The organism is Roseobacter cerffii (assembly GCF_054226325.1).
In genome coordinates, this window is the sequence record NZ_JBTBYJ010000004.1 from 62,769 (window position 1) to 75,100 (window position 12,332).

General features: G+C 58.8%; 15 protein-coding genes, 1 pseudogene and 1 riboswitch. Of the genes and pseudogenes, 13 read left to right on the forward strand and 3 right to left on the reverse strand.

Annotated elements, in window-relative coordinates; genetic code table 11:
* Positions 1-73: 73 nt before the first annotated feature.
* Entirely contained in the window at positions 74-502 is a 429-nt protein-coding gene (locus ACVC7O_RS22665; RefSeq protein ID WP_458326395.1) for a MerR family transcriptional regulator, read from the reverse strand.
* A 206-nt stretch (positions 503-708) separates the two neighbouring features.
* On the opposite strand from ACVC7O_RS22665, the gene ACVC7O_RS22670 reads away from it, so the two are divergent.
* From ACVC7O_RS22670 to ACVC7O_RS22710, 9 genes and pseudogenes are all read left to right on the forward strand, one after another.
* Positions 709-1,272 carry an SCO family protein gene (locus ACVC7O_RS22670; protein ID WP_458326495.1) on the forward strand — a complete coding sequence of 188 codons (564 nt, stop codon included), beginning with the start codon at positions 709-711 and terminating at the stop codon, positions 1,270-1,272.
* A gap of 5 nt (positions 1,273-1,277) precedes the next feature.
* On the forward strand, positions 1,278-1,700 hold the full coding sequence (locus ACVC7O_RS22675) for a disulfide bond formation protein B (RefSeq protein WP_458326396.1): 423 nt from the start codon (positions 1,278-1,280) through the stop codon (positions 1,698-1,700).
* Positions 1,697-2,356, forward strand: a complete 660-nt coding sequence (locus ACVC7O_RS22680) for a DsbA family protein (RefSeq protein WP_458326397.1) — start codon at positions 1,697-1,699, stop codon at positions 2,354-2,356. The genes ACVC7O_RS22675 and ACVC7O_RS22680 overlap by 4 nt, the downstream gene beginning before the upstream one ends.
* Before the next feature lie 61 nt (positions 2,357-2,417).
* Positions 2,418-2,846, forward strand: a complete 429-nt coding sequence (locus ACVC7O_RS22685) for a copper chaperone PCu(A)C (protein WP_458326496.1) — start codon at positions 2,418-2,420, stop codon at positions 2,844-2,846.
* Complete coding sequence (locus ACVC7O_RS22690) at positions 2,846-3,472, forward strand: SCO family protein (protein WP_458326398.1); 627 nt, start codon at positions 2,846-2,848, stop codon at positions 3,470-3,472. The genes ACVC7O_RS22685 and ACVC7O_RS22690 overlap by 1 nt, the downstream gene beginning before the upstream one ends.
* Positions 3,473-3,678: 206 nt before the next feature.
* A complete protein-coding gene (locus tag ACVC7O_RS22695; protein ID WP_458326399.1) occupies positions 3,679-4,833 on the forward strand; it encodes a M23 family metallopeptidase in 1,155 nt (384 codons plus the stop codon).
* 3 nt (positions 4,834-4,836) lie between these two features.
* Positions 4,837-5,292, forward strand: coding sequence for a DUF411 domain-containing protein (locus tag ACVC7O_RS22700; protein WP_458326400.1), 456 nt, complete (start codon positions 4,837-4,839; stop codon positions 5,290-5,292).
* Positions 5,293-5,376: 84 nt separating this feature from the next.
* A pseudogene (lspA, locus tag ACVC7O_RS22705) lies at positions 5,377-5,864 on the forward strand (signal peptidase II).
* Between the two features lie 105 nt (positions 5,865-5,969).
* Positions 5,970-6,164: riboswitch (cobalamin riboswitch) on the forward strand.
* Between the two features lie 46 nt (positions 6,165-6,210).
* Positions 6,211-6,888, forward strand: a complete 678-nt coding sequence (locus ACVC7O_RS22710; RefSeq protein ID WP_458326401.1) for an energy-coupling factor ABC transporter permease — start codon at positions 6,211-6,213, stop codon at positions 6,886-6,888.
* 39 nt (positions 6,889-6,927) lie between these two features.
* Here the strand turns inward: ACVC7O_RS22710 and mntR are convergent, their stop codons facing one another.
* Positions 6,928-7,398 (reverse strand): manganese-binding transcriptional regulator MntR, encoded by a 471-nt coding sequence (mntR, locus tag ACVC7O_RS22715; RefSeq protein ID WP_458326402.1) that lies wholly within the window; start codon positions 7,396-7,398, stop codon positions 6,928-6,930.
* A gap of 92 nt (positions 7,399-7,490) precedes the next feature.
* On the opposite strand from mntR, the gene ACVC7O_RS22720 reads away from it, so the two are divergent.
* Genes ACVC7O_RS22720 through phnE form a run of 4 tightly spaced genes read left to right on the forward strand, consistent with a single transcriptional unit; the run spans position 7,491 to position 11,783 of the window.
* Entirely contained in the window at positions 7,491-9,371 is a 1,881-nt protein-coding gene (locus ACVC7O_RS22720; protein WP_458326403.1) for a cytochrome c peroxidase, read from the forward strand.
* Positions 9,371-10,246 carry a phosphate/phosphite/phosphonate ABC transporter substrate-binding protein gene (locus ACVC7O_RS22725; RefSeq protein WP_458326404.1) on the forward strand — a complete coding sequence of 292 codons (876 nt, stop codon included), beginning with the start codon at positions 9,371-9,373 and terminating at the stop codon, positions 10,244-10,246. Before ACVC7O_RS22720 ends, ACVC7O_RS22725 begins: the two co-directional genes overlap by 1 nt.
* Positions 10,243-11,025 carry a phosphonate ABC transporter ATP-binding protein gene (locus tag ACVC7O_RS22730; RefSeq protein WP_458326405.1) on the forward strand — a complete coding sequence of 261 codons (783 nt, stop codon included), beginning with the start codon at positions 10,243-10,245 and terminating at the stop codon, positions 11,023-11,025. Before ACVC7O_RS22725 ends, ACVC7O_RS22730 begins: the two co-directional genes overlap by 4 nt.
* Complete coding sequence (gene phnE / locus ACVC7O_RS22735) at positions 11,025-11,783, forward strand: phosphonate ABC transporter, permease protein PhnE (RefSeq protein ID WP_458326406.1); 759 nt, start codon at positions 11,025-11,027, stop codon at positions 11,781-11,783. Before ACVC7O_RS22730 ends, phnE begins: the two co-directional genes overlap by 1 nt.
* A gap of 35 nt (positions 11,784-11,818) precedes the next feature.
* On the opposite strand, the gene ACVC7O_RS22740 is transcribed toward phnE, so the two are convergent.
* The gene (locus ACVC7O_RS22740) at positions 11,819-12,316 is read right to left on the reverse strand and encodes a L,D-transpeptidase family protein (RefSeq protein WP_458326407.1); all 498 of its coding nucleotides are present in this window, start codon (positions 12,314-12,316) and stop codon (positions 11,819-11,821) included.
* Between the last annotated feature and the right edge of the window lie 16 nt (positions 12,317-12,332).

The following is a 12,332-nucleotide window of genomic DNA, read 5'->3' on the forward strand; positions in this document are numbered from 1 at the left end:
TTTCGAGGATGGAGATAATTGCTACAGCTACTGTAGCTTCAAGTAAAAACTTCGAAAAGTCTGCTGCGCTTAGTCAAGCGCCAATCTGATCATGCTCGGTCAGACACTCAGAATGGTCTCTGAGCACTTCAAGGACACGGCATTGCGCGGCATTTCCGCCGCTACATTCCTTCACCATGCGCTTCAATTCCGCACGAAGGGCTTTCAACCGCTCCATCCTCTGCTCAACGAGCTTCAATTGTCGGCGTGCGATTTCATCGGCTTCGTGACAGGGCCGGTCCGGCGCGTCGGATAAATCAAGCAACTCCCGGATCGCGTCGAGCGGAAATCCCAACTGTCTGCTGTGCCGGATAAATGCGAGGCGATCAAGCTCAGCGTCACCATAGCGACGTTGCCCGCCTTCGGTCCGACCAGGTTCGGGCATCAGGCCGATCTGCTCATAATAGCGGATAGTCTGAACCTTGGTGCCGGTTCTCTTCGCAAGAGTCCCAATTGTGAGCATGTCGAAACCCCGTTAATCCTCTAGTGAATGTAGATTTGTCTCACTCGTGGCGCAACCGCGGAAATCACGTTTTGGCGATCTCTGGCGCGCTCTTTAGAAAACCACTTGAACCTACAGTAGCTAGAGGATGTAACCCGGCTCAAAATCAAGAATCAAACAGGCGGAACAACGTGCGTCTTTCAGTTATTCAGAAAGTATTGTGGGGTCTGGCAGGCACAGCGCTTCTTGCCTTTGCGGCCTTCCAGTTTTTTGAACCTTCGACTGACACCGACGCTAACGCTTCTGACCCTGCATTTTATGCTGATTTCGAACTGACCGATCATCGTGGGATGGTACAGACGGATGAGTACTTCGCCGGGCGATGGATGCTCGTCTTTTTTGGCTTTGCAAACTGTCCGGATGTTTGCCCAACGACGCTCGCCGAAGTTGCCGCCGTCATGAAAGACCTGGGAACGGATGCGGAGAAAATACAGCCGATCTTCATCTCGATTGATCCTGAACGCGACACACCAGATGCGCTGGCCGAGTTCGTGCCCTTGTTCAATGCCGGCATCATCGGGCTGACCGGCACGACGGAGCAGATTGCAGAGACGTCCGAGACCTTTCCGATCTTCTTTGAGCGGATCGAAGAGGCCGCCGCGCCAGATGGCTACACAATGGGCCACACATCGCACCTGTTCCTGTTCGATCCCCAAGCGGGATTCGCAGACTCCTGGGCTTACGGTACTCCTGCCGAAGAGATCCTCGCCGATCTAAGAGAGAGGCTCTGATCAAGATGAACCGCATATACGGAGAAACGGCCCTCGGGCTGGCCTGGGCGATCGCTCTCATCGCATCGCTCGCCGTTCTATTCATCGGCGAGGTGCTCGGGCAGACACCTTGCCTGCTCTGTTGGTTCCAACGGGCCTTCATGTTTCCACTGGCCATCGTGCTGGGGCTTGGCCTTTGGTGGCGCGATGATCGCGTGGGGCGGTACGGGGTCGCGCTTGCGATTGGCGGTTCCGCTGTCGCGCTCTGGCATATGGGTCTCTATGTCGGTGTTATCCCGGAACGGATTCAACCCTGCACCGCAAGCGGCCCTTCCTGCACGGACGACAACCAGTTGGTCTTTGGCGTCCCAATCCCGCTGATGGCGCTTGTTGCTTTTGCCGCAATCGCGGCGCTGTCCGCTCTTTCGTTAAAGGACAAACACGCATGAACCGTCGTGGCCTTATTCTCTCTGTAGCAGCCCTAGGTGCCGCCGCTTTCGGCGGAGCAACTTGGTATGTAAACCGCCCTGCCCCGGCATCGGAGACAGAAACCATCGCTCCGGAACGCGCAGAGGCGCTGATCCGGCCATACTCTCCCATTCTTGGTCCGGAGGACGCGCCCGTCACCATCGTCGAGTTCTTCGATCCCGCCTGCGAGGCCTGCCGGGCGTTTCATCCTATTGTGAAGGACATCATGGCTGAGCATGGCGATGCCGTGCGCGTCGTCATCCGCTACACGCCGTTTCACGGTGAGGGCTCGGAAGTAGCCATCCGCGTTCTTGAGGCCGCGCGCATGCAAGGCGTCTTCGAACCTGTATTGGAGGCTGTCCTGCGAGATCAACCACGATGGGCAAGGCACGGCGGTATGCGGCCAGAGTTGCTGATCGGGATAGCAGCATCTGCCGGACTGAATCCGGAGGCAGCGCAGGCGCAACTTCTCGCGCCACAGACAACCGGCGTTCTCAACCAGGATCGAGCAGATGTGGAAGCCGTCGGCGTCCGAGGAACACCTACGTTCTTCGTCAACGGCAAACCGCTCGATCCGTTCGGCGAAGCGGAGTTGCGCCGTTTGGTGGCAGCTGAAGTCGCGGCGGCCAACAGTTGACGCATGAGAAAAAAGGAAAATCAACGTGAAGACAGTAGTCTATGGCCTGATGGCCGCCCTCATGTTCGCATCGGGCGCAGCTGTACCTGCGTTCGCTGGTTCGGAGGACGTTGTCGTCGAAGATGCCTGGGCGCGCGCGTCAATCGGCGTAAACCGTCCGGGGGCCGCGTATATGACAATCCGCAATACAGGCGACGAGGCTGTGACGCTGACCGGTCTCCGCACGGATTTGGCGATGATGCCTGATATTCACCAGACATCCACAAATGCCGAAGGTGTCAGCTCAATGGCCCCCGCAGGCGAGATCGAGATTGCACCGGGTGAAGCTGTGTCGCTGGAACCGGGCGGCCTGCACGCCATGCTGATGCGCTTGCAGCGACCGATGGCCGAGGGAGAAAGCTTCTCTTTGACACTCGACTTCTCGGACGGCGGTGAGATCATGGTCAAGGTTCCAATTCTGAGTATTGCTGCACGCGGTCCAGAGGGCTGATGACCCAGCGCACGGCCCTCAAGTATGCTGCCGCTGGCATTGCAGCGATCAACCTGACACTTGTTGTTGGGTGGTGGCAGGTTGATGGCCCCGGAGCGCCCGAACAGACCGGGTTGCGACCCGTGGCTCTATCCGAAATGGAATTTCGCCTCTCCGATCACGAGGGCAACGAGGTTAGACCCGAAACCTTGATCGGCAGCCCGACGATAGTCTTCTTCGGCTTTACCTATTGCCCGGATGTTTGCCCCACGACGCTGTCGGATATTTCCGGCTGGCTCGATGATTTGGGCGAAGAAACAGAGGGAATGAACGTGGTATTCATCACCGTCGATCCCGAGCGGGATACGGTCGAGGCAATGGCCGAATATGTCAGCTATTTCCATCCTTCGATCCGTGGTTGGACCGGCCCGGAAGGGGAAATCGCGCGTGCGGCACAAGGCTTTCGCGCACGCTATGAGCGGGTGCCGACCGACGGCGGGGATTACACCATGAACCACACTGCCAGCGTTTTCCTGTTCGACGCGGAAGGCCGGTTCACCACCATGATCGACTATCATGAGCCGAGGGAATTCGCGGTGCCGAAAATCCGGCGTGCGCTGAATAAACGAACTGAGGGGGCAACATGAGAATTAGAACAATCGCGGCAGGTTTCGCAATCCTATCGGTGGGCGGGTTGGTAATATTGAACATCTGGTCAAAGGATCCGGTTCCCCCAGGTCTGGCTGCTGCAACCACATGGTCACCACCCCAGCTCACGCTTCCCGCGCCTGTTGAAAGGGAAATACCGCAGTTTTCGCAACCACGGGCGGAGCCCGCAATACCAGTCCTGTCGATGCCACGTCTGGAGGTTGCGATGGCCGATACTTTCTTACCGACGATAGAACCTCCGCTCACCAACTGGTCACGCGAGATCGCCACCGGCGAGACGCTCGACATCGTTCTTGAAGAAGCAGGTCTTTCAGCGACCGATCGTACCGAGGTCGCTCTGGCTCTCGGCGCGGAATATGATCTGAGGCGACTTAGGCCGGGGCACTCGGTCACCGTTGTCTCGACGATGGACGGCAGCCCGCGCAGCGTCGCGCTCTCCGTCGAGGACGGTGTGCGGATCGAGGCGATCTTTGGCGAAGAGTTAGCCACGCAGGTCGTGACCCCGGATCCCGAGTTCATAACATTGGCCGGCGAAGCGGTGATCGACAGCTCGCTTTTCGCCGCGCTCGAAGACGCTCGAATGCCCGCCCGCTTCGCTGTCGATCTGGCACAGATGCTGGGTGGAACCGTTGACTTTCGTCGTGAGATGACCGGCGGAGAAACACTTCGGCTACTGTGGCGTGAGGCCCGTGTTGGCGAGGACAGGATCGGCCAGCCGGAACTGACCTTTGCATCGCTGGAGATCGGCGGCGCACTTTATGAGGTTGTCTGGCCGGAAAACGGAAGTGGTCAGGCCACGATCTACGTCGATGGCACCGTTCTCCGCGTTTTTGCACAGCCTGTCGAAGGGGCGCGATTAAGCTCGGTATTTGGCCGCCGTACGCACCCGGTCTACGGCAATGTCCGGATGCACACAGGTGTCGATTTCGCGGCGGCAAGCGGAACGCCGGTTCGAGCGACGGCACCGGGACGGGTCAGCTTTATCGGCTGGCGGGGCGGCTATGGTCGCGTAGTCGAAATCGCCCACGGCTCGGACACCATGACTCGCTATGCGCATCTCAGCGCCGTGCCGGAGGGTCTGGCACAAGGCCAACGCGTTGCAGCGGGGGATGTGATCGGCCGCGTCGGCGCGACTGGCACGGCGACAGGTCCGAACCTGCACTACGAAGTCCTCGTGGATGGGCGCCCTACTGACCCCCTCTCTGACGACAGACTTGCCGAAGCGGCTGAGAGCGAAGCGGATGATACAGCCGCGCGATTGCGTCTGGCCGAGGCGCGCGCGCTTCTGAATGAAAACCTCGGCAGCGAGATTGCCGAAACGACAACCGAAAGGCTCTGACCCATGAAACGCATGACCCAAGCTCTTGCCATCACGCTCGCCCTGTTACCAGCGGCGCAGGCTCTCGCGGAGGCAACCCCAATTGACGTCCGCAAGACCAATGGATGCGGTTGCTGTTTGTCCTGGATGAATCATCTCGAAGAGAACGGCTTCGCACCAACAGGTCAGGACATGTTTGGTGGCCTTCTCGTTCGCTTCAAGCTCGACAACGGAGTTCCGCAGCGCATGGTCTCCTGCCACACCGCGCTCGTCGAAGGTTACGTGATCGAAGGCCATGTCCCGGCCGCTGACATCCACCGCCTTCTCAATGAGCGACCGGACGCCGTCGGCCTCGCCGTTCCGGGGATGCCCTATGGCTCGCCCGGCATGGGGCCAGAAGACGACCGCGAGGCCTACGACGTATACTTGATCCACGAGGATGGTTCGACTTCGGTCTATGCGAGCTATCCAGAAAGCTGAGCACGTTCAGGATGGGTCATATGTGTCTGACAATCCACGGCGCAAACTTCGCGCTGATTGCCGACGTCTGGGTTGGGTGACGCAATGCGTGCGTTCAAAGGAGAACCAGCCATCGGGGTCCTTGCCGCCCTCATAGCTTTCGTGGTCGATCAGGTCACGAAGGCTATCGTCGTATCAAATGCGAGCGTCTTGAATGCCGGGGTGTCGGTGGTCCCAGGGTTCGATCTTAGTTCCACCGCAACGATGGCGTGACCTTTGGACTTCTCGGAGGTGCGCCGTGGTGGAGCCTTGTGGTCCTTGCACTCGCCATCTGTGCTTGGCTCGCTGCCATGATGCTTCGCACACGGAACCGCATCGAAGCAATTGCCTACGGTTCGATCATCGGAGGCGCGCTCGGCAATGTTGTGGACCGCCTCAGGTTCCGGGCCGTGACGGATTTCCTCGATTTCTACCTTGGCTCCGCGCACTGGCCGGCCTTCAACATGGCGGACATTTTTGTAGTCGGCGGTGTCGGGTTGCTTCTGCTCGCGCCGATGTTGTGGAATGGGTGTCGGACCGAACCGCGGAGGTGATTTGACGGCAGTCTATTGACTGGACGGTGTCAAACTTTCGCTATGCTCTGGTTCGAAAAATTGAAGTCCAAGAGAGCCGCTCCATTGACGAAGCCAATGAATTTGTGCCTAGCTATTTTTCGCGGTGATCGAGTGTTTAGGGCGCTCGATTGAAAAGGGAACGGGGTGAGAAACCTCGGCTGCCCCTGCAACTGTAAGCGGCGAGCAAGCCCGAAACTGCACCACTGACACATGTGTTGGGAAGGTCCGGGGGCGCGTTGAACCGCGAGCCAGGAGACCTGCCGCCAACGCAACGCCGAAAGTTCGGCACTAAATGTCGTCAGGAAGGACGGCAAGGAGACTTGATATGCACATTGAACCCGGCGTCGTGGACGGCGCAAAAATGGTCCTCGCTTATGGCACAGCAGCCGCTGCAGGGGGTTACTCCCTCAAACTTGCAGCCGACGACCTGAAATCACACTCGGCTGTCTCATTTGGCGTCCGCAGCGTTCTTGCTGTCGCAGCGGTTTTTCTGTTTTTCGAAGTCTTCCCGCACTTTGCCGTTGGCATCTCGGAAGTTCACTTCATTCTAGGGACAACTATTCTGCTACTTCTTGGCGCTGGACCAGCAGCGGTCGGCTTAGCAGGCGGTTTGCTAGTCCAAGGTATGTTCTTCGCGCCAACCGACATGCCCATGTTCTTTGTCAACGTCACCACGTTGCTCTTCCCGCTCTTCGCCATTGACGCTTTGGCCAAGCGCATCATTCCGGAACAGAAGGCTTTTGTTGACTGCAACTACAGTGAAGTCCTCAAGCTGTCTTTCGCCTACCAAGGTGGCGTGATCGCATGGGTCGCTTTCTGGGCACTATATGGTCAGGGCTTTGGTGCTGAAAACATGTCTGCTGTGGCCAGCTTCGGAGCGGCCTATTTGCTCGTTGTGCTGGTGGAACCAGTGGCTGACTTGGCCGTCCTTGCGGGAGCAAAATTGCTGCGCGACACCAAGCAACGCGGTCTGTTCACACAACGGTTGTTTAGTCCAGCGTAACCCTAAATGAAAATCCTGCGGCTGGTCGACTGACCAGCCTCAGCCTTCTTGGGTAGTATTGCCAATAGCTTTTTCGAAGGCAGCCAGCGTTTCGTCGCTCACATGATGTTCGATGCCTTCCGCATCACGTTCTGCAGTTTCCTCGTCGATTCCGAGGCTTAGAAGGAATGCAACCACAATCCGGTGCCGTCTACGACAGGCCTCGGCCAACGCCCGGCCCTGCTCAGTCAGAAAAATTGCGCGGTAGCGCTCACGCTGCACCAAACCTGCCGATTTCAATCGCGAGATGTTCTTCGTGACGGTTGGGGGCTTCACACCCAATCGTTCGGCAATTTCGACAGGACGCGCTTCTCCTCGGGTTTCAATCAACTCCGCAATCAGCTCGACGTAATCCTCTGCCATCTCGCTTTCATGCGCTTGGCGCACGATCGCAAAACCTTCCGCCTGCGCTTCCGGAGCCCGTTCCACGGGTTGAATGGTTTCACTGTCATGTGATTGCGGCTTCGTCATATCCGGACTTTGCCTTCTCCCTGAACAATTGACAACTTGTTTGCTTTGGGTAGATAATTTAGACACGGCTAACTTTTAGACTGGAGGCCATAGTGATTGGAAAGTTCTTTGGCTTGCTGGCTGCGGCGTGGATTGGTGTAATCGGCGCACTTGGGCCAGCCCATGCAACGCCGGCAAGGGAAGCCCCTTGGTTGCCAGAGGCGGCCGCTTACCGGCTCACGCTGTTTCTGGGCAATCTGGAGCCAATCCCCTGGGGCCAGGTCGAAGCTGCCTGGTCCGATCCATATCACAACTCAGAGTTTCCCTTGGGCGCGCTTGCATGGTTGAACGCGAAGAGTGACATCGGTGCGGAACCCGTGCTGGACGCGATTGCGCGACGAGATCGTCAGGCCCTTTTCGAAGCCTCGACGCAAACAATCGCGCACAGAATCGAAGAGGAGTTGGACCGCGCGCTCAACGCGGACGATCCAGCCACCGCGAAGCAGGCCGTACAAACCGCGCGCGAACTCTACCGCGCTTTTGCAGATGGCGTCGCCGCAGCCGACGCCGAGGCCGCGCGCCAAATTGGCCGTGCATGGCTGGAGCTAAACAACAGCACAGGCTCCGCCGGAGTCCTTGGCGCAGGAGCGACACCTGCTGACCGAGAAGCGATGAACGCTGCACGGATAACCATCTCACGCTATCTCGCTGAGAATTACCTGCTAGGCGACTTCGACCCAAGGCCACAGCTTACTCCATTGCCTGAAACGGCCATACTTAGTGGTCGCGACATCGACTTACCGCCGAGCCTTCCACCGGGGGCGGATATCTTTGATCAGGACCCTTTACCGCTGCTTGTCCTCAACTTCGAGGAACAGGGAATCGACGAGACGGACTTGCCGCTCATCGCCTACGGCGACATGCTCTTCGACAGTGCCCAGATATTCGGTGGACCCGCGCAGGATCTTGGGATCGCGTGTTCGACCTGCCACAATCGGTCGGACATCAATCAGCGGCTCTTCATTCCGGGTGCCAGTCATCAGCCCGGTGCCGTCGATGTCGACGGCGCCTTCTTCAATCCGATTTTCAACGACCGGCGTGACGATCCGCTCGATATTCCCAGCCTGCGCGGCCTGCGGTTTACCGGACCCTATGGCCGGGACGGTCGGTTTGCATCACTGCGCGACTTTACGCGCAATGTGATCGTCAACGAATTTGCTGGCGCGGAACCAACACCCTTCATGCTGGATGCACTGGTCGCCTATATGCAGGAATTCGATTTTCTTCCAAATGCCATGCTGACAACGGACGGCCAGTTGACCGAGGCCGCCACAGATGCGGCGGTGCGCGGGGAAATCCTTTTCAACCAAAACTTCGAGGGGCTCGGCGACCGGTCCTGTGCCAGCTGCCATGTGCCAAGCGGCAACTTCCTGGACCGGCAGGCGCATGATATCGGATCGGTTGCTCCGGGCTATTCGGGCGCGCGCTCAGGTGCCCTCGATACGCCCACGCTTCTTGGAACGGTCTATACCGCACCTTACTTTCACGATGGTTCGCTGCCGACACTTGCCAGTGTCGTGGACTGGTTCAACGACACAAAATCGCTTGGCCTCACGGAGGCTGACCAAGCAGACCTGACCGCCTATCTCGAAACCATCGGCGCAGCGGACGAACCCTATGAGGCCTTCGATGCCGAGAATACGCCCTTCCGGCTCGCTTTCGCTGAACTGACGACATTCGCGTCGACGCTGGACACGCTGCTACCCCGCCGGGACGCAGAACACATCCTTCTCTTGGTCGACACAGTCGGGGCGGACCTTGCGGCTGACGCAAGTACAATGTCCAATCTATCTGCTCGCCCGGACGTCTATGCGCTTGCCGAGCGGTTGAACCAGGTTGGCGCGGCCGTGCGCGCAGTGGACTGGGACACCGCAGAGGCAAACTGGACGGCATTCAAGGCCGAGGCCCTGACACTCGAAGCGAGGGCATTTTGATGCAAGTCCGTTTGAATCGCAGATCATTGCTGGCCCTGTCTGCCGCGGGTGCGTTGTCTCTGGGAACACCTCTTACGGCCCAAGAGACGAGCCTACGCCTCGCATTCATACCGCAAGAAAATCCGGACAAGTTGCTTGGCGACATTGCGGCGATCACCGATTGGCTCGCCGATCAAATCGGTGTTCCAGTCGAGGGTTTTGTGACGATCGATCACGCTGCAGCCGTCGAAGCGCTTCGCAACGGCGACGCCGATATCTCGTTCATGGGCGCCCTGCCCTTCGTGCTGGCCGAGGCCGAGATCGGTGCGGTACCGCTCCTGTCCGAAGTCTACCGTGACGCACCAAGCTATACAGGTCGCATCTTCGTGCGCCGCGACAGCGGGATCGAGACGCTTGCCAATCTCCGTGACAAAGACATTGCGTTCGCTGATCCCATTTCGGAGTCGGGTTACCTCTATCCCCTTGCCGAATTCGTAGACGCAGGTTTGATCGCTGCACCGAACGATGCAGACGCGTTTTTTGGCCGCGTGTTTTTTGCAGGTGGCTATCAGCAGGCCATGCAGGCGATGGCCGAGGGCCTTGTCGACGCCGCGGGCGCGAGCCAGTACGCCGATCTCCTACTCAGCCCCGAACAACAAGCCCAGGTGACCTGGATCGCAGAAAGCGATGCGATCCCCAGCCATGTGGTTATCGCGCGACCCGGACTCGATGCAGGGCTTCGCGCGCGATTTGTCGACGCGATGTTGCAGCTTAACGCGCCGGAAAACCGCGACCTTCTCCGCTATCTCTATGGACCTGATGGATATGTCAGAGCGGATACAGCCAACTATGAAGGGGTGCGCGCCATGGCGCGGCGCTATGGGCTGCTGGGATGACATCCGCCTTTCAAATTGATGATCTCAGCTACGCTCATCCGGGTGCAGAACTTCGTGCGTTGGAGCATGTCTCTCTTGCTGCGCCTGAAGGCGAGAGTATTGCTTTGCTGGGTCCGTCCGGTGCGGGCAAGACCACATTGCTGACTTTGCTCGATGGGCGACTTCGCGGCTGGCGCGGTCGCGCGGCAGTACTGGGGGCACCCCTTGACCCCGATCATCCGCCCGCACGCGCCCGACGGCCCGACACCGGCTTCGTGTTCCAGGAATTTGCCTTGGTCGAGCGCTCTTCGGTGCTGCGCAACGTACTGAACGGACGCCTTGGCCGCATGTCGCCGTTGCGCGCGGTCCTTTGGAGGCCCACCTCTAGAGACTTCGAACTTGCGCGATCCGCCCTGGCGGATTGCGGCATCGCGGATCTGGCAGAGCGCCGGGTCGATAGCCTCAGCGGAGGGCAACGGCAACGCGTTGCCATAGCGCGCTGTCTTGCACAGGAACCTCGCCTAGTCCTTGCTGACGAACCGATCAGCAACCTCGATCCTGCACGCGCGACCGAGATCCTGACTTTGCTGACCGGAGCGGTACGTGCGCGGGGTGCGAGCGTGATGTTCTCGTCACACCAGCCAGACCTCGCCCGACGCTTTGCGGATCGTATTCTAGGCATGCGGGATGGGCGGATTGCTTTTGACGTCGCGGTTAACGACCTGAGTGAAACCGCAACGGCCGAGCTTTATCGCGAGGCTGGGATCCCTTCCGGTACCGGCCTCAGGGCGGTCAGCTGATGAGGTCGCGCGGGTTGGGCAGTTTTGCTGCCGGCGTCCTCATTGCTGGCGCGATCCTTTGGTCCTTTCTGACGACCGACGTCGAACTGTCGCGTCTCTTGTCAGCAGGCCCCCGGATTGCCGACTTCCTCGGCCGTATGGTGCCGCCCGATACAACCGTCATGAATGAAATCGTGAAAGGTAGCGCCGAAACATTGCGCATCGCGATCCTGGGGTCCTTGGGCGCGGTGTTTCTCTCCGTACCGCTCGGGATACTCGCATCCGAAACAATGGTTTCCTCGGTTGTCTTTCGTCCCGTCCGCACCTTGCTTGCCCTCATTCGCGCGGTCCCGCTGATCCTTGTCGCTATGCTCATGGTGGGCGCTGTTGGGCTTGGCCCTCTGCCTGGCATCATCGCGGTTGCCATTCACGCGACCGGCATGCTCGCAAAGTTCTATGCCGAAGCGATCGACAGTGTATCCCGCGCGCCGATTGCAGCACTGGAAAGTGCTGGCGCGGGACCGCTAGCGCGACTCAGGCACGCAATCTGGCCGCAAATGGCACCCGTCGTCGCGCGCGACACGATCTTTCGGTTCGAACTAAACCTGCGCGAGTCGCTGATCCTGGGCATCGTCGGTGCAGGTGGGATTGGGTTCTACATCCAGACGTATGTGCGGTCGTTTCAGTACGACAAGGCGGCAAGCGTGACCTTGGCCGTGATCGCCATGGTAATCACCATCGAGGCAATCAACGTGGCGCTCAGACGGCGGTTTGCGTAAACCAACTCAGCGAAAACCGATCCGAGGCCTTCGGTTTAAGCGTAGATATCGATGGGTGTCCCGTCCTTGACCATGGCGTAGATGTCTTCGATCTCCCGGTCGGTGACCGAAATGCATCCTGCTGTCCAATCCCGCTTGTCCGTAGGATCAATACCTGGGCGTGGTCCACCGTGAATGAAGATATCGCCGCCGGGCGAACGACCCTGCGCCCTTGCAAATGCGATGTCCGCCTCGTTGGGGTACGAGATCCCAATGGAAAGATGAAACAGGCTTTCAGGATTTCGCCTGTCAATTACATAGGAGCCTTCTGGTGTGCGCCCGTCCCCTTCAAACTGCTTATGACCTTCGGGTGCAAAGCCGAGGCCCATTGGGAAAGTTCGCAATACGCGCTCATTACCATCGAGTACAAGCAAGCGCTGACCCTTGTATAATCGCAAACGGGTCACCTCTGGCCCGCGATACGTACGAAACTTGCTGGCGCATCCGGCCAAAAAAGTGGCCATGAAGCCAGCGAGAAACAGACGTCGTTTCATAGGAACTGCTCGGCTT

Coding starts and splice junctions, on each gene's coding strand:
- ACVC7O_RS22695 (WP_458326399.1), top strand. CDS start 3,679: ATGCCACGTCTGGAGGTTGCGATGGCCGATACTTTCTTACCGACGATA.
- ACVC7O_RS22685 (WP_458326496.1), top strand. CDS start 2,418: ATGTTCGCATCGGGCGCAGCTGTACCTGCGTTCGCTGGTTCGGAGGAC.
- ACVC7O_RS22675 (WP_458326396.1), top strand. CDS start 1,278: ATGAACCGCATATACGGAGAAACGGCCCTCGGGCTGGCCTGGGCGATC.
- ACVC7O_RS22725 (WP_458326404.1), top strand. CDS start 9,371: ATGCAAGTCCGTTTGAATCGCAGATCATTGCTGGCCCTGTCTGCCGCG.
- ACVC7O_RS22710 (WP_458326401.1), top strand. CDS start 6,211: ATGCACATTGAACCCGGCGTCGTGGACGGCGCAAAAATGGTCCTCGCT.
- ACVC7O_RS22740 (WP_458326407.1), bottom strand. CDS start 12,316: ATGAAACGACGTCTGTTTCTCGCTGGCTTCATGGCCACTTTTTTGGCC.
- ACVC7O_RS22690 (WP_458326398.1), top strand. CDS start 2,846: ATGACCCAGCGCACGGCCCTCAAGTATGCTGCCGCTGGCATTGCAGCG.
- ACVC7O_RS22665 (WP_458326395.1), bottom strand. CDS start 502: ATGCTCACAATTGGGACTCTTGCGAAGAGAACCGGCACCAAGGTTCAG.
- ACVC7O_RS22680 (WP_458326397.1), top strand. CDS start 1,697: ATGAACCGTCGTGGCCTTATTCTCTCTGTAGCAGCCCTAGGTGCCGCC.
- ACVC7O_RS22700 (WP_458326400.1), top strand. CDS start 4,837: ATGAAACGCATGACCCAAGCTCTTGCCATCACGCTCGCCCTGTTACCA.
- mntR (WP_458326402.1), bottom strand. CDS start 7,398: ATGACGAAGCCGCAATCACATGACAGTGAAACCATTCAACCCGTGGAA.
- phnE (WP_458326406.1), top strand. CDS start 11,025: ATGAGGTCGCGCGGGTTGGGCAGTTTTGCTGCCGGCGTCCTCATTGCT.
- ACVC7O_RS22730 (WP_458326405.1), top strand. CDS start 10,243: ATGACATCCGCCTTTCAAATTGATGATCTCAGCTACGCTCATCCGGGT.